This window comes from Micromonospora sp. WMMD710 (assembly GCF_029626045.1).
Taxonomy (GTDB): Bacteria; Actinomycetota; Actinomycetes; order Mycobacteriales; family Micromonosporaceae; genus Micromonospora.
Map to the genome: position 1 here is coordinate 524,945 of NZ_JARUBD010000001.1, position 23,043 is coordinate 547,987.

At 72.4% G+C, this 23,043-nt stretch carries 20 protein-coding genes; 8 read left to right on the top strand and 12 right to left on the bottom strand.

Annotated features, from left to right (window positions below):
* Positions 1–19 precede the first annotated feature (19 nt).
* On the top strand, positions 20–1,420 hold the full coding sequence (mptB, locus tag O7620_RS02585; protein ID WP_278121693.1) for a polyprenol phosphomannose-dependent alpha 1,6 mannosyltransferase MptB: 1,401 nt from the start codon (positions 20–22) through the stop codon (positions 1,418–1,420).
* Between the two features lie 14 nt (positions 1,421–1,434).
* On the top strand, positions 1,435–2,925 hold the full coding sequence (gene mptB / locus O7620_RS02590) for a polyprenol phosphomannose-dependent alpha 1,6 mannosyltransferase MptB (RefSeq protein ID WP_278121695.1): 1,491 nt from the start codon (positions 1,435–1,437) through the stop codon (positions 2,923–2,925).
* Positions 2,926–3,118: 193 nt separating this feature from the next.
* On the opposite strand, the gene glnA is transcribed toward mptB (O7620_RS02590), so the two are convergent.
* A complete protein-coding gene (glnA, locus tag O7620_RS02595; RefSeq protein ID WP_278121697.1) occupies positions 3,119–4,543 on the bottom strand; it encodes a type I glutamate--ammonia ligase in 1,425 nt (474 codons plus the stop codon).
* Positions 4,544–4,805: 262 nt separating this feature from the next.
* Between glnA and O7620_RS02600 the strand changes: the two genes are divergently transcribed.
* Entirely contained in the window at positions 4,806–5,204 is a 399-nt protein-coding gene (locus O7620_RS02600; RefSeq protein ID WP_151492407.1) for an RDD family protein, read from the top strand.
* Between the two features lie 247 nt (positions 5,205–5,451).
* On the opposite strand, the gene O7620_RS02605 is transcribed toward O7620_RS02600, so the two are convergent.
* Entirely contained in the window at positions 5,452–6,138 is a 687-nt protein-coding gene (locus O7620_RS02605) for a DUF4191 domain-containing protein (RefSeq protein WP_151493395.1), read from the bottom strand.
* A 79-nt stretch (positions 6,139–6,217) separates the two neighbouring features.
* Between O7620_RS02605 and O7620_RS02610 the strand changes: the two genes are divergently transcribed.
* Positions 6,218–6,727: a response regulator transcription factor gene (locus O7620_RS02610; RefSeq protein ID WP_278121701.1), complete on the top strand. Its 510-nt coding sequence runs from the start codon at positions 6,218–6,220 to the stop codon at positions 6,725–6,727.
* Positions 6,728–6,746: 19 nt separating this feature from the next.
* On the opposite strand, the gene O7620_RS02615 is transcribed toward O7620_RS02610, so the two are convergent.
* Together O7620_RS02615 and lipA are read right to left on the bottom strand one after the other, a co-directional pair.
* Positions 6,747–8,339, bottom strand: a complete 1,593-nt coding sequence (locus tag O7620_RS02615; RefSeq protein WP_278121702.1) for a hypothetical protein — start codon at positions 8,337–8,339, stop codon at positions 6,747–6,749.
* 52 nt (positions 8,340–8,391) lie between these two features.
* The gene (lipA, locus tag O7620_RS02620; protein WP_278121704.1) at positions 8,392–9,387 is read right to left on the bottom strand and encodes a lipoyl synthase; all 996 of its coding nucleotides are present in this window, start codon (positions 9,385–9,387) and stop codon (positions 8,392–8,394) included.
* A 437-nt stretch (positions 9,388–9,824) separates the two neighbouring features.
* Here lipA and aspS point away from each other — a divergent pair, with 437 nt between their 5' ends.
* A complete protein-coding gene (gene aspS / locus O7620_RS02625) occupies positions 9,825–11,111 on the top strand; it encodes an aspartate--tRNA(Asn) ligase (RefSeq protein ID WP_278121706.1) in 1,287 nt (428 codons plus the stop codon).
* Between the two features lie 21 nt (positions 11,112–11,132).
* Here the strand turns inward: aspS and lipB are convergent, their stop codons facing one another.
* Together lipB and O7620_RS02635 are read right to left on the bottom strand one after the other, a co-directional pair.
* A complete protein-coding gene (lipB, locus tag O7620_RS02630; RefSeq protein WP_151492925.1) occupies positions 11,133–11,774 on the bottom strand; it encodes a lipoyl(octanoyl) transferase LipB in 642 nt (213 codons plus the stop codon).
* Between the two features lie 61 nt (positions 11,775–11,835).
* Positions 11,836–13,662, bottom strand: coding sequence for a DUF2079 domain-containing protein (locus O7620_RS02635; protein ID WP_278121709.1), 1,827 nt, complete (start codon positions 13,660–13,662; stop codon positions 11,836–11,838).
* Between the two features lie 222 nt (positions 13,663–13,884).
* Here O7620_RS02635 and O7620_RS02640 point away from each other — a divergent pair, with 222 nt between their 5' ends.
* A complete protein-coding gene (locus O7620_RS02640) occupies positions 13,885–15,126 on the top strand; it encodes a PHB depolymerase family esterase (protein ID WP_278121711.1) in 1,242 nt (413 codons plus the stop codon).
* An 83-nt stretch (positions 15,127–15,209) separates the two neighbouring features.
* Here O7620_RS02640 and O7620_RS02645 read toward each other — a convergent pair whose 3' ends face one another.
* Both O7620_RS02645 and O7620_RS02650 read right to left on the bottom strand, forming a co-directional pair.
* A complete protein-coding gene (locus tag O7620_RS02645; RefSeq protein ID WP_278121713.1) occupies positions 15,210–16,109 on the bottom strand; it encodes a TIGR01777 family oxidoreductase in 900 nt (299 codons plus the stop codon).
* Positions 16,110–16,245: 136 nt separating this feature from the next.
* Positions 16,246–17,235: an aldo/keto reductase gene (locus O7620_RS02650; protein WP_278121715.1), complete on the bottom strand. Its 990-nt coding sequence runs from the start codon at positions 17,233–17,235 to the stop codon at positions 16,246–16,248.
* Between the two features lie 54 nt (positions 17,236–17,289).
* Between O7620_RS02650 and O7620_RS02655 the strand changes: the two genes are divergently transcribed.
* Complete coding sequence (locus O7620_RS02655; protein WP_278121717.1) at positions 17,290–17,706, top strand: MerR family transcriptional regulator; 417 nt, start codon at positions 17,290–17,292, stop codon at positions 17,704–17,706.
* Positions 17,707–17,718: 12 nt separating this feature from the next.
* Here O7620_RS02655 and O7620_RS02660 read toward each other — a convergent pair whose 3' ends face one another.
* The 3 genes from O7620_RS02660 to O7620_RS02670 all read right to left on the bottom strand — a co-directional run bounded on the left by O7620_RS02660 (position 17,719) and on the right by O7620_RS02670 (position 19,980).
* On the bottom strand, positions 17,719–18,213 hold the full coding sequence (locus tag O7620_RS02660) for a hemerythrin domain-containing protein (protein WP_278121718.1): 495 nt from the start codon (positions 18,211–18,213) through the stop codon (positions 17,719–17,721).
* Between the two features lie 93 nt (positions 18,214–18,306).
* The gene (locus O7620_RS02665) at positions 18,307–19,644 is read right to left on the bottom strand and encodes a low temperature requirement protein A (protein WP_278121719.1); all 1,338 of its coding nucleotides are present in this window, start codon (positions 19,642–19,644) and stop codon (positions 18,307–18,309) included.
* Between the two features lie 45 nt (positions 19,645–19,689).
* On the bottom strand, positions 19,690–19,980 hold the full coding sequence (locus tag O7620_RS02670; RefSeq protein WP_278121720.1) for a hypothetical protein: 291 nt from the start codon (positions 19,978–19,980) through the stop codon (positions 19,690–19,692).
* 118 nt (positions 19,981–20,098) lie between these two features.
* Here O7620_RS02670 and O7620_RS02675 point away from each other — a divergent pair, with 118 nt between their 5' ends.
* Positions 20,099–21,034 (top strand): SDR family NAD(P)-dependent oxidoreductase, encoded by a 936-nt coding sequence (locus tag O7620_RS02675; protein ID WP_278121722.1) that lies wholly within the window; start codon positions 20,099–20,101, stop codon positions 21,032–21,034.
* A gap of 109 nt (positions 21,035–21,143) precedes the next feature.
* Here O7620_RS02675 and sucB read toward each other — a convergent pair whose 3' ends face one another.
* Positions 21,144–22,994: a 2-oxoglutarate dehydrogenase, E2 component, dihydrolipoamide succinyltransferase gene (gene sucB, locus O7620_RS02680; RefSeq protein ID WP_278121724.1), complete on the bottom strand. Its 1,851-nt coding sequence runs from the start codon at positions 22,992–22,994 to the stop codon at positions 21,144–21,146.
* Positions 22,995–23,043 lie beyond the last annotated feature (49 nt).

Here is a 23,043-nt window from a genome sequence, read left to right on the forward strand (position 1 = left end):
TGCTGGCAGCATGTCGGGCGTGCCTTCCCACCTCGCACGCTGGACCGGCCTGGCCGGCTCGACGCTGCTCGCGATCTCCGCCTACCTCGGGGGCGCGTTCCCCGGCGGCCCTCTGCGCAGCACCCCGGTCAGCATCTGGCAGGGCCCGAACGGCCCGCTGATCCTCTCCGCCTGGGCGGTCGGCACCGGCCTGCTGGCGTACGCCTGGTGGGCGCTGCGCGACGGTGGACCGTCGACGCGGTGGGCCCTGGTCACCGTCGGGCTCTGGCTGCTGCCGTTGCTGGTCGCACCGCCGTTCGGCAGCCGGGACGTGTACGCGTACGCCTGCCAGGGCGCCAGCTTCGCCGGCGGCATCAGCCCGTACGAGCAGGGCGTCTCCGCGCTGCCCTGCCCCTGGCTGGACACGGTCTCGGTGATCTGGCGCGACACCCCCGCGCCGTACGGGCCGCTCTTCGTGCTCATCGCGGGCGCCGTGGTCAAGGCCACCGGTTCGCTGACCGCCAGCATCGTCGTGTTCCGGGCACTGTCGCTGGTCGGGGTGCTGTTCACCGCGTGGGCCCTACCGGCGCTGGCCCGTCGTGCCGGTGTGCCACCGAAGCGGGCGGTGTGGCTGGCGCTGGGCTCCCCGCTGGTCGCCGCGCACCTCATCGGCGGCCCCCACAACGACGTGCTGATGCTCGCCGCGCTGGTCGGTGGGCTGGCCGTGGTGGCGGCGTACCCGGGTCGGCGCGCACTGCTGCTGGTCGGCGGGCTGCTCCTCGGCGTCGCGGTGGCCATCAAGGTGACCGCCGTGGTGGTGGTGCCGTTCGCCGCGCTGGCGGCCACCGCCGGGCCGTACCGGATCCGGACGCTGATCCGCGACGGCGGCTGGGTGGTCGGCGGCGCGGCCGCCACCGTCGTCGGCGTGACCGTCGCCGGCGGGCTGGACTTCGGGTGGGTCGGCGGGCTGTCCCAGGGCGGCGCCGCCATCGCCTGGACCTCCCCGCCGACCGCCGTCGGGCAGACGATCGGGTACGTCGCCGCGCTGTTCGGCGGTCACATCGACGCCCTGCCGGTGACCCGTGGGATCGCCGTGGTCGTCCTGGCCATCCTGCTCGTCTGGCTCTGGTGGCGGGCCCGCACCCGCGACCCGCTCTACCACGCCGGCCTCGCGCTCGCCCTCACCGTCGCGCTCGCCCCAGTGGTGCACCCCTGGTACTGGACCTGGCCGTTGTTCGTGCTGGCGGCCACCGCCCAGCGGACCAGATGGTTCACCGTGGTCGCCCTGGTCGCGTCCTTCCTCGTGCTGCCCGACGGCACCGGGCTGCCCCGGTACACCAAGACGGTCGGGGCGCCGCTGATGACGCTGTTGGTGATCGTGGTGGTCATCCGGTTGGTACGGTCGGCTCGGGCGACCCGCCAGCCGGTCGCCGCCGACTGAGGGAAGGTGCGCCGGTGACCGCTCCCGGCGCGCCCTCCTCCCGGTACGCGGGCCGGGCCGGGCGTTCCGCCCGCTACGCGGGCCTGGCCGGCGCGGTCCTGCTCGCCGTGGCCGGGTACCTCGGCGGGGCGTTGCCCGACGCCCCGTTCGGCGGGACACCGGTGTCGATCTGGCGAGCCCCGGGCGGCCCGGCCACCCTGATCTGCTGGCTGGTCGGCACCGCGCTGCTCGTCGGGGCGTGGTGGTCGCTGCGCGAAGGTGGACCGTCGACCCGGTGGGCGTACGTCACCGCCGGACTGTGGGCACTGCCGCTGTTGGTCGCGCCTCCGCTGGGCAGCCGGGACGTCTACTCGTACGCCTGCCAGGGCTGGACGTACGCGCACGGCGTCGACCCGTACGCGGTCGGGGTGGCGGCGGCGGGCTGCCCGTGGGTGGACACGGTCGCGCCGATCTGGCGGGACACCCCGGCACCGTACGGGCCGGTCTTCGTCCTGCTCGCGGCGCTCGCGGTCGGCCTCGGTGGCGGACTCACCGGCACCATCGCGGCGCTGCGGGTGATCGCCGTGGCGGGGCTGCTGCTGGCCGCGTTCTGCCTGCCCGGGCTGGCGCGAGCCGCCGGAGTGCCCTCCCGGCGGGCGGTCTGGCTGCTGCTTGCCTGCCCGCTGGTCGGCGTACACCTGGTGGCCGGCGCGCACAACGACGCCGTGATGGTGGGCCTGCTGCTGTGCGGGCTGCTGATCGTGGTCCGTCGACCGGGCCGGCCGGCGGCGTTGCTGCTGGCCGGGGCACTGCTCGGGCTGGCCGTCACGGTGAAGGCCAGCGCCGTGGTGGTGGTGCCGTTCGCCGTCCTGGCCGGCGTGCACGGTCGGTACGCCGGACGGGCGCTGCTGCGCGACGGCGGCTGGCTGGCCGGCGGGCTGCTCGCCGCGCTACTGGTCACCTCGGCGGTGTCCGGCCTCGGGTTCGGCTGGGTCGGTGGGCTCACCCACAGTGGCGACTCGGAGCAGTGGACGTCGCCACCCACCGCCGTCGGCTTTGTGGTGGACTACGCCGGTGCGCTGGCCGGCCGGGACGCGCAGGCCGTGCCGGTGCTCCGGGCGGTCGCGTTGCTGCTGCTCGCCGGGGTGCTGGCGGTGCTCTGGTGGCGGACCTGGCGGACGCTGGACGACGTCCGCCAGACGAGATTCCGGGTGCCGCTGCGTCCCCGGGCGGCGCTGCGTGGGGCGGCGCTGGCACTGGTCGCCGCCGTCGTCCTGTCTCCGGTCTTCCACCCCTGGTACGCGACCTGGCCGCTGGCGCTGCTCGCCCTCACCGCCGCCCGTACGACGTGGTTCGTGCTGCCGGTCGCGGCGGCCGCCTTCCTCACCCTGCCCGACGGCACGAACCTGGCCCGCGTCACCAAGGCCCCGGGCGCCCTGGCGATGACCGCCGTGCTCCTGGCCGCCCTCCTGGTCGGCGCGCGCCGCGCGTCCCGCCGCGGGCGCGCCCCCCGCCGCTCCGGCTGACATGATTGCGCCGCACGACGCATTCGGCGGCGAAGATCAGCGCAACATCAGGGATGTTGTTGCCTCGCCGTGCGTAGGAGACAGCAACATCAGGGAAGTTGTGCGGATCGTGGTACGGGTACGGGTGGTCCCGGAGACGGGTCGGGCCGGCCCCGCACTGCGGAGCCGGCCCGACCGGTGAATCGGTGACTGCTCAGCAGTCGTAGTACATGGCGAACTCGTGCGGGGTCGGGCGCAGGCGCACTGGGTCGACCTCGTTGGCGCGCTTCCACTCGACCCAGGTGGAGATCAGGTCGGGGGTGAAGACGCCGCCGTCGAGCAGGTAGTCGTGGTCGGCCTCCAGCGAGTCGAGCACGGCCGGCAGCGAGCCCGGCACCTGCTTGACGTCGCCCCACTCCTCCGGCGGGAGGTCGTAGAGGTCCTTGTCGATCGGCGTTGGCGGCTCGATCTTGCTCTTGATGCCGTCCAGGCCGGCCATCATCATGGCCGAGAAGGCCAGGTAGACGTTGGCCGACGGGTCCGGAACGCGGAACTCGACGCGCTTGGCCTTCGGGTTGCTGCCGGTCACCGGGATGCGGGTGCAGGCGGAGCGGTTGCGCTGCGAGTAGACCAGGTTGACCGGCGCCTCGTAGCCGGGCACCAGGCGGCGGTACGAGTTGACCGTCGGGTTGGTGAACGCCAGCAGCGACGGCGCGTGGTGCAGCAGACCGCCGATGTACCAGCGGGCGGTGTCGGACAGGCCGGCGTAGCCGGTCTCGTCGTAGAACAGCGGCTCACCGTTGAGCCAGAGGCTCTGGTGGGTGTGCATGCCGGAGCCGTTGTCGCCGAACAGCGGCTTGGGCATGAAGGTCGCGGTCTTGCCGTTGGCCCAGGCCTCGTTCTTCACGATGTACTTGAAGAGCTGGAGCTGGTCGGCGGCGTGCAGCAGGGTCGAGAACCGGTAGTTGATCTCGGACTGGCCGGCGGTGCCCACCTCGTGGTGCGAGCGCTCCACGGTGAAGCCGGTGTCGACGAGCCGGCGCACGATCGAGTCGCGCAGGTCGGCATAGTGGTCGACCGGGGGCACCGGGAAGTAGCCACCCTTGTACGCGGTCTTGTAACCGCGGTTGCCGCCGTCCTCTTCGCGGCCGGTGTTCCACGCGCCCTCGACCGAGTCGATGTAGTAGAACGACTGGTTCGCCGAGGTCTCGTGACGGATCGAGTCGAAGATGTAGAACTCCGCCTCGGCGCCGAAATAGGCGGTGTCGGCGATGCCGCTCGCGGCCAGGTACGCCTCGGCCTTCTTCGCGACGTTACGCGGGTCCCGGCTGTAGGCCTCGCGGGTGAACGGGTCGTGGATGAAGAAGTTCAGGGCGAGGGTCTTCTGCGCCCGGAACGGGTCGATGAACGCGGTGGCGACATCCGGGAGCAGGAGCATGTCCGACTCGTGGATCGCCTGGAAACCGCGGATCGACGAACCGTCGAACGCGAGGCCGTCGGTGAAGAGGTCGTCGTTGACGGACTCGACCGGCAGGTTGAAGTGCTGCATCACGCCGGGCAGGTCACAGAAACGAACGTCGACGAACTTCACGTCCTCGTTCTTGAGGTATCGCAGCAGTTCCTCGGGATTGGCGAACACACATCCTCCTGGCACGTCCACGGGGTGGCTAGGCTTCTGGCGACGCTAGGGCCAAGCGGTTGCCCGGCCATGTCTCCGTTGTTTCTGCCGTGTTACGTCCCTCGCGGAGCGTCAGCGACGCTCCCGTCCCGCTCCCGGCCCACCGCGAACGTCGTACCGGCTGTGCCATTGTAAGGACATCTGATGCCTTTGGCCCGAATCGGCGCGCAGCGGTGACGGCACCCGGCGGTGCCTCACCAGGGCGCGGATACCCTTGACCGCTGTGACCAATCCGCACGCCCCGGCAGCACCGGCCACCGATCCCACCTTCACTCCGCCGAGCCTCGGCAAGCGGTTCGGGGCGCTGATCATCGACTGGGTGCTCTGCCTCCTGGTGTCCAACCTCTTCGCCGACCCGGTGCGCGACGGCTGGGCCCCGGTGCTGGTGCTGGTCGTCGAGTACGGCATCTTCCTCGGCCTGTTCGCCCAGACACCCGGCATGTACATCACGAAGATCCGCTGCGTGAACTGGCGCGACGGCGGCCGGATCGGGCTGCTCCGCGGACTGATCCGGGGCCTGCTGCTGGCCCTCGTCGTCCCCGCGCTGATCATGGACGGACACCGTCGCGGCCTGCACGACCGGGTCGCCGACTCGGTCGTCGTCGACGCCCCCCGAGGCTGAGTCCGCCGCCACCAAGGCCGATCCCAGCCCCCGCGCCCCCCCCCGCGACCTGCGGGCCCTTCGCGACCTGCGACCCCCTTCGCGACCTGCGGGCCACCGTGTCCTGGACCCCGCAAGATCGCGCTCGATCCAGGATGTAGTGGCATAGCCCGCGCGCGAGCCCACTAGATCCAGGATCGAGCACGATCATGGTCGGGCCGAGGCCGACCCGGGCGGGACCGGCTCTTCTCGGCGTACGTCGAAGGGGTCAGCGGCCCCGCGACTGGCGGAACGCGCCTGGCGGCCGCATGTTCTTCGGGATCGCGCCCTTGGGCATCTGCGGACGGGCGGTGAGCGCCTTGAGTCGCTTGTCCAGCGAGTTGACGTCCTTGCCGGAGAGGGCGCGGGGCAGGCGCAGCAGCGTCGTGCGCAGTTTGCGGATGGGCAGTTCGCCCTCGTCCTGGCCGATCACGTAGTCGTGCAGGGGGGCGGAGCCGATCACCTTCGACAGCCGCCGCTTCTCCTGCCCGAGCAGGCCACGCACCCGCTGCGGGTTGCCCTCGGCCAGCAGGATCACGCCCGGCCGGCCGATCACCAGGTGGACCATGTCCATCTGGGTGGTGGAGCTGACCGCAGGGGTCACCCGCCAGTCACCGCGCATGTTCTCCATGATCTGCGCCGCCGCGCCGGGCTGCCCCTCGGCGGCGTTCATCATCGCCTTGTTGGACCGCAGGTTCAGCACGATCAGCACCGCGAGCAGGGCGAACAGGATGCCCAGCGGCAGCCAGATCCAGCCCCAGAGGATGACCGCGACCACGGTGAGGGCGAGCGGGAGCAGCACCGCGGCGGCGACCAGCGGCGCGAACCACCGGTCCTGCTTGGCGGTGAACTGGAACACCATCCCGATCTGCTTCAGCCGCTGGCCGAACGAGACCTTCTCCTGGGGCTTTGCCATGTCGCAGAGTCTAGTGGTCGCCGTCCGCCCCGCTGATCCGCGTCCGGGTGCCGGTCGGCTGAGTACCTTACGTCGCCGTATGGGCCCTGACCGGGCGGGTAAGGAGGGTGCCGGGCGGGAAGATGAGGCGGGGTGCCCATGCCCGGGTGGGGCCTTCGCGCGAAGAGTCGTCAGCAGAAGACGACGACGCCACGAAGGAGCCCGACATGTTCGGCAACGACGTAGATTTCCTGCCGCGGGGGAGCGGGACGAGGCCGCGGCGGCGGTCACCGAGGCCGCCGAGATCGCCCGGCGGCTGGGTGCCGGGCCGCTGGCCGAGGCGGCGAGCGTCCTGGCGCGCCGGGTCGGCCTGCGCGGTGCGGGTGGGGCCGGCGCCGATCTGTTGACGGCCCGGGAGCGGGAGGTGCTGCGGCTGGTCGCCGAGGGGCACAGCAACAGCCGGATCGCCGAGCGGCTGTTCATCTCTCCGAAGACCGCCAGCGTGCACGTCTCCCGCATCATCGCGAAACTCGACGTGACCAACCGGATGGAGGCCGCCGCCCTGGCGCACCGCCTCGGCCTGCTCGCCGAGCCCGCGACACGGCGTTGACCCCGGACACCCGGAGGGGTCAGCGCGGCAGGTAGATCCGCCAGCCGTCGATCGTGACCAGTTCCAGGCCACCCGCGGCGGTGCCCAGCCGCGCGTCGAGGGTGGCCGCCAGCGGCGAGCCGGCGGGGGCGACCCAGGCCGGCGCCGCCGCACCGTCCACCTCCCGCCGGTACGCGGGGTAGCGGTCGAAGCCGGGGCGCAGCGTGTCGTCGACGACCGCGCAGACCACCTGCTCGGCGCTGGCGAAGGTGAGCCGGTTGCAGGTCCAGTAGCCGGCGCGCACGTGTCGTACGCCGAGCTGGCGCAGGGTGGTCACCAGGTCGGCGTGCCGGGCCTCGGCGGCCCGGTTCGCCGGTGCGGTCCGCACCGCCTGCCAGGTGGCGGAGGCGGCGGTGCCCAGCGTGGCGGCGAGCACGAGCAGCGCGACCGGCCGGACGATCGTCGGCCCGGTCCTGTCCCGCAGCACCGTCCACACCGGCCAGAGCAGCGCCGGCAGGGAGATGAGCAGGCAGGACAGGTAGCGGGCACTCTCCACCGGGGTGCGACCGGAGGTGCTGCTCACCGTGTACGCGGTGAGGGTGGCCACCGCCGCCAGCACCAGCGCCAATCGCATCGCCGCCGCGACCCGGGGCGCGGTGTCGGACCGCCGACGCAACGCCCGCCAGGCCGTCACGGCGGCCACGACCAGCAGCACCGGCAGGGCGTACGCCCACCACAATTGCCAGGTGGCGCACCGCCCCGGGGCGCAGAAGCCCATGCCCAACGGCGGCCCCAGCAGCAGCCCGCCGTGCAGCCGGTCCGCCCACCCGGCGGAGGCGCCCGCGCCGCCGGCGGCGAGCACCGCGTGCAGCGGGTCACGCCCGGTCAGCAGGCTGTGCAGCAGCAGCGGGGCGGCGCCCAGCACGGCGGCGGCCCCGAGCAGCACCCCGGCCCACCCGCGCAGCTCCCGCCGACAGAACCCGACCAGCACCGCACCGGTCGCCACGACGTACGGCAGCACCAGCGGGTCGACCCAGAGCATCAGCCCGGCCAGGAACCCCCACGCCGCCCAGCGGACCGGCCGCCACCCCGGCCGACCGGCGGCCAGGTCCACGGCGAGCACCGCCAGCGCCACCCCGGCCGCGTTCATCTCCGGGTAGCCGCCGCCGGCGATCAACTGGTTCTTGACCACCCGGTCGGAGCCGAGCGCGAGCAGCGCCACCACCAGCAGCCCGAACCAGCGGTCCCCGGTGAGCCGCACCGTCAACCGCCAGGTCAGCAGCAGGAACAGCGCGTACAGCGCGAGGGTGGGCAGCCGCAGGCCGAGTAGCGACGGGCCGCCGGCCAGCGCGAACACCGGCGCGGCCAGGTACGCCTCCAGCGTGCCCATGTACTGCTGGCCGTAGAACCAGACCGGGAACCCCTCGCCCCGGGCGATGTGCAGCGCGGCCAACCCCATGGTGGCCTCGTCGCTGTTCGTCGGCGGCGTGGCGTGGCCCAGCAGCCAGAGCCGGTAGGACACCCCGGCGAGGACGACCAACCCGGTGAGCCAGCCGACTACGCCGAGACGCGTGCCGGGCCGCGGGCGCGGGGAGTCCGCGCCGCGCGGCTGTTCGCGTACGCCGGCGGTCATCGCACGATCATGGCATTCGGACGCCGAACGCCCGTGCGGCGCTGCCGGCGGGTCAGCCGGCGGTGACGACCGGCGCGGCGGCGCGGGCGTCGAGTGCCTGCCGGTAGAGCCGGCCGGCCCGGTACGACGAGCGCACCAGCGGCCCGCTCATCACCCCGGCGAAGCCGATCTCCTCGGCCTCCTCGCGCAGCTCGACGAACTCCTCCGGCTTGACCCAGCGGGTCACCGGGTGGTGCCGGGGGGAGGGGCGCAGGTACTGGGTGATGGTGATCAGCTCGCAGCCGGCCTCGTGCAGGTCGCGCAGCGCCTGCGACACCTCGGCCCGCTCCTCGCCCATGCCGAGGATGAGGTTGCTCTTGGTGACCAGACCGTCGGCGCGGGCCTGCCGGATCACGTCCAACGAGCGGTCGTAGCGGAACGCCGGGCGGATCCGCTTGAAGATGCGCGGCACGGTCTCCACGTTGTGCGCCAGCACCTCCGGGCGGGAGCCGAAGACCTCGGCCAACTGCTCGGGGACGGCGTTGAAGTCCGGGATCAGCAGCTCGACGCCGCAGCCGGGCTGCAGGGCGTGGATCTGCCGGACGGTCTCGGCGTACAGCCAGGCGCCGCCGTCGGGCAGGTCGTCGCGGGCGACACCGGTGATGGTGGCGTAGCGCAGGCCCATCGAGACCACCGACTCGGCGACCCGACGCGGCTCGTCGGCGTCGAACTCGGCCGGCTTGCCGGTGTCGATCTGGCAGAAGTCGCAGCGCCGGGTGCACTGGTCGCCACCGATGAGGAAGGTGGCCTCCCGGTCCTCCCAGCACTCGTAGATGTTGGGGCAGCCGGCCTCCTGGCAGACGGTGTGCAGCCCCTCGCGCGAGACGAGCCCGCGCAGCTGGGTGTACTCCGGGCCCATCTTGGCCTTGACCTTGATCCATGGCGGCTTGCGCTCGATCGGCGTCTCGGCGTTGCGCGCCTCGATGCGCAGCAGCCGACGCCCCTCGGGGGCCGCTGTTGCGCTACGCGCTGCCTGGCCGGTCGTCGGCGCGGAGTGCTCGATCGTCACGAAAACGAGCCTACGCCGGACGGCCGTCGTCTATGTGCGTCAGGCGACCGGCGTCACGCCGCAGACGTTGTGACGCCGGACACCGGGCTGCGGAAAATGGGCGTCACACGCGACGGATCCGGTGCTAGGTTCAGCGCCAACAGCGACGACGGAGCCGAGTAGCGCGCCGACCCGCCAGTGCAGAGAGCCGCCGGTGCTGAGAGGCGGTCTGGCGCCGGTGCGTGAAGACCCTCCCGAGCTGCGGGCAGAACGGCGGAGACGCCCAGTAGAGCCCGCCCGGCTGGCCCCGGTCATCAGGCGACGAACGAGGCCCCCGCCGCGGCGGGGGCGAAGGTGTGGTGGCACCGCGAGGTTCCCGCTCGCCCACACCTCCCTGGGGCTGATGCGATGTCACCGCCCCGGTGGCGGCGTCGCGATCGACCGAGGAGCAGCCCGTCATGCAACGAACCCTGTCCCACCAACTGCCCGCCCACGCCGGCGACACCGTGCGGATCGCCGGCTGGGTGCACCGCCGCCGCCTGCTCAAGTCGGTGGTGTTCCTGATCGTGCGGGACGCCGCCGGCCTGGCCCAGGTCGTCGTCACCGACCCGGCGACCCGCACGCAGCTGGAGAGACTCACCGAGGAGACGGTCGTCGAGGTCACCGCCACGGTCACCGCGAACGACACGGCGCCCGCCGGGGTCGAGCTGACCGACCCGACGGTACGTCCGCTCGGCCCGCCCGCCGTGCCGCCCCCGTTCGACCTGTACCGGCCGGCGCTCACCGCGAGCCTGCCCACCCAGCTCGACAACGCCCCGACCGCCCTGCGCCATCCGAGCCGCTCGGCCGCGCTGCGGATCTCGGCGGCGACGGTGGCCGGCTTCCGGGCCACCCTCGACGCCCGGGACTTCGTGGAGGTCCACACGCCGAAGGTGGTCAGCTCCAGCACCGAGAGCGGGGCGAACGTGTTCGCGCTGGACTGGTTCGGCCGTCCCGCGTACCTGGCCCAGTCGCCGCAGTTCTACAAGCAGCTGATGGTCGGCGTCTTCGAACGCGTCTACGAGGTGGGGCCGGTCTTCCGGGCCGAGCCGCACGACACCGTCCGGCACCTCGCGCAGTACACGTCGCTCGACGTGGAGCTGGGCTTCGTCGCCGACCATACCGACGTCATGCGGGTGCTGCGCGACGTGCTGGCCGGAATGCTGGGGGCGGTGGGCGAGCGGGCCGCCGGTGCCCTGGCGACGCTGGACGTCACGCCGCCGCAGGTGCCGGCGGAGATCCCGGCGGTGCACTTCACCGACGCGCTGGAGATCGCCGGCGCGCCCGCCGACGAGCCGGACCTCGCGCCCGCCCACGAACGGGCGCTGGGCGAGTGGGCCCGCCGCGAACACGGCTCCGACTTCCTGTTCGTCACCGGCTACCCGATGGCCAAGCGGCCGTTCTACACCCACCCGGACCCGGCGAGGCCCGCGTACTCGAACGGTTTCGACCTGCTGTTCCGTGGTCTGGAGCTGGTCACCGGCGGGCAGCGGCTGCACCGGCACGCCGACTACCTGGCGGCGCTCGCGGCCCGGGGCGAGCCGGTCGAGCCGTACGCGGGATACCTGGACGCGTTCCGGCACGGCATGCCGCCGCACGGAGGCTTCGCCATCGGCCTGGAACGGTTCGTGGCGCGCCTGGTCGGCGCGGCCAACGTCCGGGAGGTCACCGCGTTCCCACGTGACCTGCACCGGCTCACCCCGTAGGACGGGACGCCGGTTGTGCGCTCAGACCTCGGTCAGGGTGGACAGCCGGCGTTCGACCACCGGCAGCACGTCGGCCACGGTGATCGGGCGGCCCAACTCGGCGGTGAGCGAGGTGACGCCGGCGTCGCGGATGCCGCACGGCACGATCCGGTCGAAGTACGCCAGGTCGCAGTCGCAGTTGATCGAGAAGCCGTGCAGGGTGACGCCCCGGGCCACCCGGATGCCGATGGCGGCCACCTTGCGGGCCGGCCCCCGGTCGTCCTCGGGCACCCAGACACCGCTGCGCCCCTCGACCCGGCCGGCGGCCAGCCCGAACTCGGCGCACACGTCGATCAGCAGCTCCTCCGTACGCCGGACGTAGGCGACCACGTCCACCGGGTCGGGCAGCCGCAGGATCGGGTAGCCGACCAGCTGCCCCGGCCCGTGCCAGGTGATCTTGCCGCCGCGGTCCACGTCGACGACCGGGGTGCCGTCCATCGGCCGGTCCCACGGCTCGGTGCGCTTGCCCGCGGTGTAGACGCTCGGGTGCTCCAGCAGCAGCACGGTGTCGCCGCGCTCGCCAGCCACCACCGACTCGTGCAGGCGGCGCTGCTCGTCCCAGGCGGCCTGGTAGTCGAGCAGGCCGGCGCGGACGGCCGTCAGGCCGGAGGTCGTCGTTGTCACGGCGTCCAGCCTAGTCCCGCGCAGGGCTCCGATCCCTGGTGAGCCGCCTCACCAGGCCGGGTCAGGCCGGTGGGATGCGCCAGAGCCAGACGTCGTCGACCCGTTGCGGGTCACCGAACAGGGCGGTGGCGGTACGCCGGACCGCGTCCTCGTCGACTCCGAACTTCGCGCCGTGCACCTCGTCGGCGAGCACCACCGTCTCGATCCGCCAGTGCCGCAGGTCCGACTGGACTTCCCGGATCGTGCCGTCGGTGATGATCGGCACCAGTCCGGTGCGGCCGGCCTGGTCCATCAGGGCGCTCAGGGTGCGTGGCACCGGTCCGATCCGGCCCCGCCCGTCCGGCCCGCCCGGCCCGAGGAAGAAGCCGCCGGGAATGCGGAACTCGCCCTGCCGGTGCGACAGCGCGTACGCCTGCCAGCGTTGACCGTCCGGGTAGATGTCCACGGTCAGCGGCACCGGCGTGAGCACCCCGTCCGGCGAGACGAACTGCCGCCAGGTGCCGGACGTGATGAACTGCGGAATGGGCTCCCGCTCGTGGGTCAGCAGCGGGGTGGGCAGCAGCGGCAGCAGGGCCACCGCGAACCCGAGCGCCCAGGCCAGCTCCGTGGATCGGTGCCGTGGGGGCGTCGTGCGCAACTGGTCGACGGTGTACGCCAGCAGCACCCCGATCACCGGCGCGACCACCAGGGCCAGCCGGGCGGGCAGTGCCGCGTTCACCACCGGCAGTTGGCCGAGCAGGTCGAACGGCATCGGCAGGTCGGTACGCCGCCCGTCGACCTTCGCGACCGGCCCGAAGGAGAGCACCGTGAAGACCAGCGCGAGGACACCCAGCGCCCAGAGGGTGGCGCGGCGGCCGGGGTCGGCCCGACGCCAGAGCGCGACGAAGCAGACCACGGTGAGCACGAGCAGTCCGACGCCGAAGAACGAGTTCTCCTCGGTCGGGTTCGGCGCCAGCGAGGTGCCCAGCCCGACCTCGCCGGCCAGCGAGCGGCGCGGGAACGCCGCGAACGCGGCGATGTCCTCGGAGTGGATCACCGGGTCGAAGCCGGTGCCGTGGAACCGCTGCGGCCCGGCGAAGTGCAGCCACAACGGGTACGACAGCAGCACCCCGGCCACCACGGCGGTCACCGCGAGCCCGCGTACGAAGGTGGGCAGCGCGGCACGGGCCTCGGCCCGCCGGGCCGGGTGCAGCGCCCAGACGGCGACGAAGACACCGAGCGCGAGCGCGGCGAAGAAGAGGCCCTCGGCGGCGATCGAGAAGGCCACCGCCACCAGCACGCCGAGGATCACCCCGTCGCGCAGCCAGTGCGCGGGGCGGCGCAGCGCGAACAGCCGCCAGATCAGCAGCGGCACCAGCCAGCCGGCGGTCCAGTTCAGGTGGGCGTTGGCGTGCGACACCATGCCGGGGGAGTAGGCGATGAACAGGCCGCCCACCCCGGCGGCCAGCCGGCTGCGCACCAGGTGCCGGGAGAGCAGCCAGTACCAGGCCAGCGCCGTGGCGAACAGGTTCAGGGTGAGGATCACCAGGAACGTCGACGGCGCCCCGATCAGGTACGTGAGGGGGGCGAAGACCACCGCGTACACCGTGATCGAGGTGTTGACGGCGAGGTTGACGCCGTCCGGGACGTTGATCAGGTACGTGAAGAACGGGTTGTCCCCGTGGCTGACCGCGTGCCCGCCGAAGGCCAGCAGCCACTCGAAGAGCGCCTGGTCGCTGGAGTTGACGGTGATGGTGCGCACGTTCGGGTTCCGCCACAGGCCGCTGGTCACCCAGACGGCGAGTGCGAGCGCCACGAGCGCGACGATCAGGTCGGCCCGGTGGTCCCGGACGGCACGCGGAGGTGACGCGGGTGCGGGCCCGGTGGCCAGCGACGGGGAGGACGGCACGCAGCGGACGTTACCAACCGGACCTGGACGGGCCGGTCATACCTGCAAGGAGGGGACGGGTGTTGTTGGCCGGAGGTCGGCCCGGCGGTCGATGGTTCGGGGTACACAACGGTCGTCGTGAATGTGTGAGTGTGCGCCATGTCATAGCAGCGACACATCGACGTAACGTCTCGGCAATTCGACCGTGACCCAGTTCACAGTCCGCCCCCTCAGGAGGCCGCCGTGCGCCGCTCCTCATCCACCCTCAACCGGCTGCTCGGTGCGGTCGCCGGGCTCGTCCTCGCCGCAGCGGGCGCGATCACCCTCGCCACACCCGCCCAGGCCGCCACCCTCACCCAGGTCACCGGGTTCGGCTCCAACCCGGGCAACCTCGCCATGTACGCCTACCGGCCGGACAACCTGCCGGCCAACTCCCCGGCCGTGGTGCTGCTGCACGGCTGCACCCAGAACGCCTCCGGCTACTTCGCCAACTCCGGCTGGCAGAAGTACGCCGACCAGTGGAAGTTCGCCCTGATCGTCGCCCAGCAACCCTCCGGCAACAACGCCAACTCCTGCTTCAACTTCTTCGAGGCGGGGGACACCGCCCGGGGTCAGGGCGAGGCACTGTCGATCAAGCAGATGGTCGACCACGCCAAGGCGAACTTCGGGGTCAACGGCTCCCGGGTCTACGTCAGCGGCCTCTCCGCCGGCGGGGCGATGAGCGCCGTCATGCTCGCCACCTACCCGGACGTCTTCGCCGCCGGGTCGATCATCGCGGGCATCCCGTACCGCTGCGCCACCAGCATGGTCAACGCGTTCAGCTGCATGAACCCGGGCGCGGACAAGACCCCGGCCGCCTGGGGCGACCTGGTCCGCGGCGCGTACTCCGGCTACACCGGCCCCCGGCCGCGGGTGGCCATCTGGCACGGCACCTCGGACACCACGGTCACGCCGCTCAACGGCACCGAGTCGCGTGACCAGTGGACCAACGTGCGGGGGATCTCGCAGACCCCGACCAGCACCTCGTCGCTGCCCGGCAATACGAGTTTGGAGGTGTACGGCAACGACGAGGTACGCCTCTACCGGGTCTCCGGAATGGGCCACGGCACCCCGGTCGACCCGGGTTCCGGTGCCGATCAGTGCGGCAACGCGGCCGCCTACTTCCTGGACACCATCTGCTCGACGTACCGCGACGCGCTCTTCTTCGGCCTGAACGGCGGCGGCACCGACCCGACCCCGACCCCGACGGCCACGCCGACCCCCACCCCGACCCCCACCCCGACCCCCACCCCGACCCCGACGCCGACCACGCCGCCGACCTGCGTGACGGCCAGCAACTACGCGCACGTGACGGCGGGTCGGGCGTACCAGTCCGGCGGCTACGCCTATGCCAACGGCTCCAACCAGCGAATGGGCCTCTACAACACCTTCTACACCACCGCCCTGAAGCAGACCGCCCCCAACTACTGGGTAATCGGCTGCTAACCCCGCCCCGATTGGTTGATCAAGAGGTTTGCGTCAGAATCCGGCTCCCGGATGACGCAAACCTCTTGATCACCACATGGTGGTCAGGCGGTTAGGGCCGCGTGGAGGGCTTTCGGGAGGGTGGGGTGGTGGAACGGGTAGCTGGCCTGGGTCAGGATGCCGGGGAGGACTCTGGTGCTGGTGAGGGCCTCGTGTGCGAAGCCGCCGAGGGCCACCTTGAGCGCCAGGGCGGGGATCGGGATGATCGCCGGGCGGTGCAGCTGCCGGGCCAGTTCCTTGGTGAACTCGGCGTTGGTCACCGGGTGCGGCCCCACCACGTTGACCGGGCCGGCGATGTCGTCCCGGGCCAGCAGGAAGAGGGTCGCGTCCAGCCAGTCCGCCATCGAGATCCAGGGCAGCCACTGCCGGCCGCTGCCCAACCGGCCGGCGATGCCCAGCTTGAACGGCAGCAGCTGCGGCTTGAGCAGCCCGCCGTCACGATGCAGCGGCAGGCCGGTGCGGAGCCGCACCACGCGTACCCCGGCGTCCTCGGCCGGCCGGGTCGCGGCCTCCCAGACCCGGCAGACGTCGGCCAGGAAGCCCTCCCCGGCGGGCGCGTCCTCCTCGACCACCCGGTCGCCGGTGTTGCCGTACCAGCCGACCGCCGACGAGTTGAGCAACGCCCGAGGTCGGTCGGCGGCCGGCAGCCCGGCGATGGTGGTCGCGAGGGTGCTGCTGCTGTCCACCCGGCTGGAGCGGATCAGCCGCCGGTAGTCGTCGTCCCAGCGCTTGTCACCGACACCCGCGCCGGCCAGGTTGACCACCGCGTCCGACCCGGCGACCGCGGCCGGGTCGAGCTGACCGGCGGCCGGGTCCCACTGCTGCTCCTGCGGGCCGTTCGGCGCCCGACGGACGAGCCGGGTGACCTGGTGCCCGTCGGCGGCGAGCCGGTCACTCAACCGGGTGCCGAGAAAGCCGGACGCGCCGGCCAGAAGGATCCGCATACCCCCATCTTCGTCCAGAACACCGCCCCCGGACGCACCCCCGCCCGCACTCCCCGCGCCGACCTTGCAGTTTCTGTCGCCGTTCTGCCCGGCCACGTCCGTTCTGTCGGGACAGAAACTGCACGATCGACGAGGGTCAGGCCGGGCGCAGGTCCGCGAGCAGGCGCTCCACCTCGGCGTACGCCTCGGGGCTCAGCGGGCCTCGCTCCAGGGTTTTCAGGTTCTCCTCGGCTTGGGCGACCGTGCGCAGGCCGGGAATCGGGACGGTACGCGGGCTGCGGGCCAGCAGCCAGCCGAGCGCGCCCTGCGCGAGGGTCCGTCCGTCGGCGGTGAGCGCGGCGCGCACCTGCTCGACACGGGCCGCCCAGCGTGGCGTCGGCCGGCCATCGGTGAACCACTGGAGCCACTCGGGAGGCCGCCCCCGTACGTCGTCCGCGTCGAGCGTCCGGGTCGAGCCGGTGAGCAGCCCCATCGCCAGCGGCCCCCGGTTGAGGCTGGCCAGGTCGTGACGGTCGCAGACCGCCAGCACCGCCGCGTTGTCGCTGAGCACCGACTCGTCGTGCTGGATGGCGGCGCAGTGCGCGCCGGCCGCCGCGAACGCCTCCGCCGACGCGGGGTTGTCGGTGCTCCAGCCGTACGCCCGGATCTTGCCCTGGTCGACCAGGTCCTCCAGGGTGCCGACCAGGTCGAGCGCGGCGGGCGCCGGCAGCGCGTTGATGTGCAGTTGGTAGAGGTCGACGTGGTCGGTGCCGAGGCGGCGCAGGGAGTCCTCCAGGCTGCGAACCGCGAACGCCGGGCTGGCCTCGGTGCCGAGTGCCCGGCGGGTCGCCTCGTCGCTGACGTTGCCGAACTTGGTGGCGATCACCGCGCGGTCCCGGCGGCCGGAGAGCGCCCGGCCGAGGATCCGTTCGCTGTGCCCGGCGCCGTAGTTGCTGGCGGTGTCGAACAGGGTCACCCCGAGGTCGAGCGCCCGGTGGATGGTGCGGATCGACTCGTCGTCGTCGACCTCGCCCCAGCCGAACGGCTGCCCGTCGTCGCCCCAGAGTGGGCCGCCGATCGCCCAGCACCCCATGCCGATGGCGCTCACCTCGATGCCGCTGCGTCCCAGCGTGCGTGTCGTCGTCATGCGGACCACCCTCCGACCTGGAGTGTGCTCCAGGTCAAGGGCTAGCATCTCGGCATGACCGGTTACGCCCCGTCGGAGGCCGCCCGGCGCAGCGGCTTCAGCCTGGACACCCTGCGGTACTACGAGAAGATCGGCCTGCTGGCCGACGTGGAACGCACGACGGGCGGGCAGCGGGTCTTCACCGACGACGACCTCGGCTGGCTGGTGCTGTTCCGCTGCCTGCGCGACACCGGCATGCCGATCGCCCAGATGCGCCGCTACGCGTCTCTGGCCCGCGAGGGCGACCACACCGTCGACGAGCGGCGGGAGCTGCTGTTGCGCCACGCCGAGCAGGTGGAGGAGCAGATGCGCCTGCTCCAGCGCCAGTACGACCACCTCCGCGAGAAGATCCGCTTCTACGAGCGCCTGCCCGGCCCGCAGCCCGAGGTCGGCCAGCCCGAGGTCGGCCAGCCCGAGGCCACGCTGCGCTAGGTAGGCCGGCCGTCAGTCGGCGGGTCGGGTCAGGCCGAGCAGGTCTTCGGCGTGACCGGGTTGGCCGGTGAGCGCGTCCAGCGCGGTCACGAGTCGCTTCTCCTCGTACCGGAAGTGCGACTCCAGCAGCGCGGCCAACCCGTCCAACTCGGCGCGTACCTGGGCCGCCGGCATCGGCGTGTCGGTGCCCAGCAGATCCTCGACGCGGTGCAGGATTCCCGCCACCACCTCGTGGTCGGTGATCAGGTTCGCGATGACCGGGCGTAGCTCGGGGACCTGGTCGGCCAACAGCCGGAACGCTCCCTCGTCCTCGCCGGTGTGGTGGCGGCTCAGGGCGGCGCAGAAGGTCAGGCAGTGTGCGCGCAGGTCCCGTGACCGGTCGGGATGGTCGGGGTGGTCGAGGCCGTCCCGGAGGCGGGCAAGCTCCGTACTGAGCCAGAGATGAATCTCGATCATCTGGTTGCCGACGGCGGCGAGCCGGTCGGCCGGTGAACTCTTCGGGTGCACGTTCGTCCCATGCTGTCCCCGCGCCTCCATGCCCACGGCGGCCTTCGTGCCGGGTGCACCGCGACGCTGGCCGGGGAGTCTATCCCGGCGGGCTCACGGCGTGGTGGGCTCGTCGGTCTCCCGGACGTCGTGCCAGCGCGCACGCCACGCGGCCTCGTGGGCCTCGTGGCTGGTTCGCTCCTGGAAGACGACGGCGCGCAGCGCGTGCCGGGACTTCGACATCACCAGCACCTCCACGGCGACCAGCGCCACGCAGATCACGGTCGCCAGGGTGAGCGCGCCCAGCGCGGGCAGGTGCTGGCCGATCGGCAGGGCGACCGTCAGCGCCGCGATGACGCCGACGCGGGTCCAGGTGACGGTGTGCAGGGTACGGAGCTGGAACAGGATGTTGACGGCGTAGTAGCAGATCAACCCGCCGAAGAGCATCGGTACGGCCGGTCCCTCGATCCGTTCGGTGATCCCGCCGGCGGGGTCGGTGATGTGGTGCAGGATCTCCTCGTTGCCGATGGAGAACAGGATCACCCCGGCGATCATGGGCAGGTAGAGGTACGCGTACGCGTCGCGGGCCATCGCCACCCGGGGGCTGCCCTCGGCCGCGTGCAGGGCGATCCGGGCGGCCGGACCGATGAAGTCGAAGTGCGCCCACCAGAGGGCGGCGGTGACCACGATGCTGAGCGTGGCTGCCGCCACCGCCGGCCAGGTGACCGGCTTGCCGAGCAGGTTGCCGCCGACGCCCGTGGAGATCACCGACTCACCCAGCGCGATGATCAGGATGAGGTCGTAGCGTTCGGTCCAGTGCTCGGCGCTGGTCACCCCCCAGCCCCAGGTGCCCACGATGAAGCCGGTGGCGTACTGGACGACCACGACGGTGATCCACAGGCAGTCGCGGACCAGCGCCGCCCGGCCGGGGTCGTCGATCAGGGGCGGGACGAGTGCGGCGGCCAGCAGCAGGACGATGCTGGCCGCCAGCTCGGGGGCGAACCGCCGTAGTTGCCGGCGTTCCTGCGGGCTGTCCCGCACGACATGCTGATAGAGGACCCAGTGGATGCCGCGGACCACCACGTAGCTGATGGCCACCAGCATCGGGCCGGCGGTGCTGCCCTTCGGGTCGCTGAATGCCTGCGGCAGCGCCAGCGCAAACGCGAACAGGGCGGCCATCGCCACCACCATGAGCACCGGGACGTAACCCTCGCCGAGCCGGACCCGGGTGGCGACCAGGCTGTGCACGACCCAGCACCACCAGAGCACGGCGAGCACCAGGCCGGCGTGCAGCAGTTGCCGGCCGGAGATGTTCGCGGCGGTGGCCCGGGTGATGATGAAGAACGAGAAGACGAAGACCAGGTCGAAGAAGACCTCGAACTTGTCCACCCGGGCGCCGGGGGCGATCGGGACGGCCGGTCCCAGTTGCCCGCCCCGCCGGTAGCCGCCCACGGTCCCACTCTGGCAGCGTCCGGCCTGCTCGGAGGCAGGAACCGGTCAGTCCGTCCGGCGGTGGCGCAGGCCGTCCATCAGCAGGTCGAGCAGGCGGTCGGTCTGGTCGCGTTCGCCGGCGGCGAGGCTGATCCCGCTGAGGCCGGCCAGCACGTCGGCGACGTCGACGTCGGCCCGCACGGTGCCGGCTGCGCCGCCCGCGGTGAGCGGCCGGCCGAGCGCCTCCAGCAGGCGGTCGCGGCTCTGGACGTACGGATTGGCACCGGAGGCGATCACCAGGCGGAGGGCGTCGGCCATGCCCCGCTTGGTGGCCAGGTAGTCGACGAACCGGGACATCCAACAGCGTTACCTCCGGGCCGGGGCGGGAAAACGCCTGGACCGCGGCCTCCAGCAGCCGCTCGCGGTTGCGCAGCGCGTCCGCCCGCATGCCGCCCTCCCCGGACAAGGATGGATCATGACGACGAGCAACCCGATCACCACTTCGTTCGGCCCGCACTCCACCGCCATGGACGTGATCAAGGGCATCGACCTCGTCGGGCGGCGGGTGATCGTCACCGGCGGATCGTCCGGCATCGGCGTGGAGACCGCCCGTGCCCTGGCCAGCGCCGGCGGGGAGGTCACCCTGGCCGTCCGCAACACCGACGCCGGCCGGAAGGCCGCCGACGACATCACCGCCACCACCGGCAGCGACCACATCCTCGTCGCCCCGCTCGACCTCGCCGATCAGGGCTCGGTCGCCGACTTCGTGGCCAACTGGGACGGCCCGCTGCACATCCTGGTCAACAACGCCGGCATCATGGCCGCACCCCTGAGCCGGACACCGCAGGGCTGGGAGATGCAGTTCGCCACCAACCACCTCGGGCACTTCGCGCTCGCCACCGGGCTGCGCCAGGCGCTCGCCGCCGCGGACGGGGCCCGGATCGTCTCGGTCAGCTCCGCCGCCCACCTGCGCTCACCGGTGGTCTTCGACGACATCCAGTACGAGCGCCGGGAGTACGAGCCGTGGCAGGCGTACGGGCAGTCGAAGACGGCCAACGTGCTGTTCGCCGTGGAGGCGACCCGCCGCTGGGCGGACGACGGCATCCTCACCAACTCGCTGATGCCCGGCGCGATCCGGACCAACCTCCAGCGCTACGTCAGCGAGGAGGAGCTGAACCGGCTGCGCTCGGGCAACGCGGCAGCCTGGAAGAGCGTCGAGCAGGGTGCCGCCACGTCGGTGCTGGCCGCCGCGTCGCCGCTGCTCGACGGTGTCGGCGGGCGCTACTTCGAGGACTGTCAGGAGGCCGCCCCCGCCACGCCCGGCGGGCGGACGGGCGTCGCCGAGTACGCCCTGGACCCGGAGGCCGCCGAGCGGCTCTGGGAGGTGTCGACAGCCCTGCTGAAGGGCTGAGCACCGGACAATGAAGGGCTGAGCACCGGACGATGAAGGGCTGAGCACCGGACAACGGAAAGGGCGCCCCGGTCGACGACCGGGGCGCCCTTTCGGCGTTGACGCAGGATCAGGCCAGACCCAGCTCCGACTCGAAGTTGCCGGCCTCCAGCCGCTCCTTGACCGAGGTCAGGAAGCGGGCCGCGTCGGCGCCGTCGATCAGGCGGTGGTCGTAGGACATGGCCAGGTAGACCATCGACCGGACCGCGATGACCTCGCCCAGGTCCGGGTCGTTGACCACGACCGGACGCTTCACCACGGCACCCGTGCCGAGCATCGCCGACTGCGGCGACGGCACGATCGGGGTGTCGAAGAGGGCGCCCCGGCTGCCGGTGTTGGTCAGCGTGAAGGTCGCCCCGGCCATCTCGTCCGGAGTGATCTTGTTGGCCCGGGTGCGCTCGGCCAGGTCGGCGATCCGCTTGGCGATGCCGCCCATGTTGAGGTCACCGGCGTTGTGGATGACCGGCACGAGCAGCCCGCGCTCGGTGTCCACGGCGATGCCGAGGTGCTCGGCGGCCGGGTACGTGATCGTGCCGCCCTCCAGGTCCATGCTGGCCTGGATGATCGGGTGCGTCTGGAGCGCCTCGATGGCGGCGAGAGCGAAGAACGGCAGGAAGGACAGCTTCACGCCGTGCTTGGCCTGGAACGAGTCCTTGGCCTGGGTCCGCAGCTTGGCGACCCTGGTGACGTCGACCTCGACGACCGTGGTCAGCTGCGCCGTCTCGTGCAGCGACTGCTGCATCCGCTTGGCGATGGTCGCGCGGATCCTCGGCAGCTTCTCCGTGGTGCCCCGCTTGGCGCTGGGCTGCGGCTTGGCGGCCGGCTTCGCCGCGGCGGCCGACGGCGCGGCGGCCGGCTGAGCCGCCGGAGCCGGCGCGGCCTTGGCGGCCTTGGCCTTCTCGGCCGCGTCGAGGACGTCCTGCTTGCGGATCCGGCCACCCACGCCGGTGCCGTTGAGCGTGGACAGGTCGACGCCGTGCTCGCTGGCCAGCTTGCGCACCAGCGGCGTGACGTACCCGGCAACCTCCTCGCCGCCACCCTGCGCGGGCGCGGACGGGCGCGGCGGCGTCGACGTCGGCGCGGACGGCTGCGCGGCCTGCTCGGTCTTCGCCGGCTGCGCCGAGCTCTCGGTCTCCGCGGCCGGCTCGTTGTACGACATGCCCGGCGTCGGCTCCTCGACCTTCGCCTCCGGCTTCGGCTCGGCCTTCGGCGCCGGCGCGGCCTCCGCCGTCGGCTCGGGCTTCGGCTCGGGCTTCGCCTGGGCGGGCGCACCACCGGCGACGCCGATGATGGCCAGGTCGGCACCGACCGCCGCGGTCTCGTCCTCGGCGACCTTGATCTCCAGCACGGTGCCCGCGACCGGAGACGGGATCTCGGTGTCCACCTTGTCGGTGGAGACCTCCAGCAGCGGCTCGTCGACCTCGATGGTCTCGCCGACCTGCTTGAGCCAGCGCGTCACCGTACCCTCGGTGACGCTCTCACCCAGGGCCGGCATCTTCACCGCGGTGCCCTCGCCCGACGACGCGGGGGCGGGCGCCGGCGCCTCGGCCGGTGCCTCGTCCTGCGCGACCTCGTCGGCGGTGCCCTCGGCGGCGGCCGTCGGCTCGGTGACCGGCTCGACCGACTCGGCCGGGGCCTGCTGCTGCTCCTGCGGGGCGGCCTCGCCGCCACCGGTCGACTCGCCCTCACCGGCGATGACGGCCAGCTCGCTGCCGACCTCGGCGGTCTCGTCCTCGCCGACCACGATCCGGCTCAGCACGCCCGCCGCGGGCGACGGGATCTCGGTGTCGACCTTGTCGGTCGAGACCTCGAGCAGGGGCTCGTCGACCTCGACCGTGTCGCCCTCCTGCTTGAGCCAGCGCGTGACGGTGCCCTCGGTGACGCTCTCGCCGAGCCGGGGCATGGTGACCGATACCGGCATGTTCTCCAGACTCCTTCATTCCCCTTGGGGGATCTTCGCCCGTCGCCGG

Coding starts and splice junctions, on each gene's coding strand:
- O7620_RS02645 (WP_278121713.1), bottom strand. CDS start 16,109: ATGCGGATCCTTCTGGCCGGCGCGTCCGGCTTTCTCGGCACCCGGTTG.
- O7620_RS02655 (WP_278121717.1), top strand. CDS start 17,290: ATGACCGGTTACGCCCCGTCGGAGGCCGCCCGGCGCAGCGGCTTCAGC.
- aspS (WP_278121706.1), top strand. CDS start 9,825: ATGCAACGAACCCTGTCCCACCAACTGCCCGCCCACGCCGGCGACACC.
- O7620_RS02670 (WP_278121720.1), bottom strand. CDS start 19,980: ATGTCCCGGTTCGTCGACTACCTGGCCACCAAGCGGGGCATGGCCGAC.
- sucB (WP_278121724.1), bottom strand. CDS start 22,994: ATGCCGGTATCGGTCACCATGCCCCGGCTCGGCGAGAGCGTCACCGAG.
- O7620_RS02650 (WP_278121715.1), bottom strand. CDS start 17,235: ATGACGACGACACGCACGCTGGGACGCAGCGGCATCGAGGTGAGCGCC.
- O7620_RS02675 (WP_278121722.1), top strand. CDS start 20,099: ATGACGACGAGCAACCCGATCACCACTTCGTTCGGCCCGCACTCCACC.
- O7620_RS02615 (WP_278121702.1), bottom strand. CDS start 8,339: ATGACCGCCGGCGTACGCGAACAGCCGCGCGGCGCGGACTCCCCGCGC.
- O7620_RS02605 (WP_151493395.1), bottom strand. CDS start 6,138: ATGGCAAAGCCCCAGGAGAAGGTCTCGTTCGGCCAGCGGCTGAAGCAG.
- O7620_RS02610 (WP_278121701.1), top strand. CDS start 6,218: ATGGGCCCTGACCGGGCGGGTAAGGAGGGTGCCGGGCGGGAAGATGAG.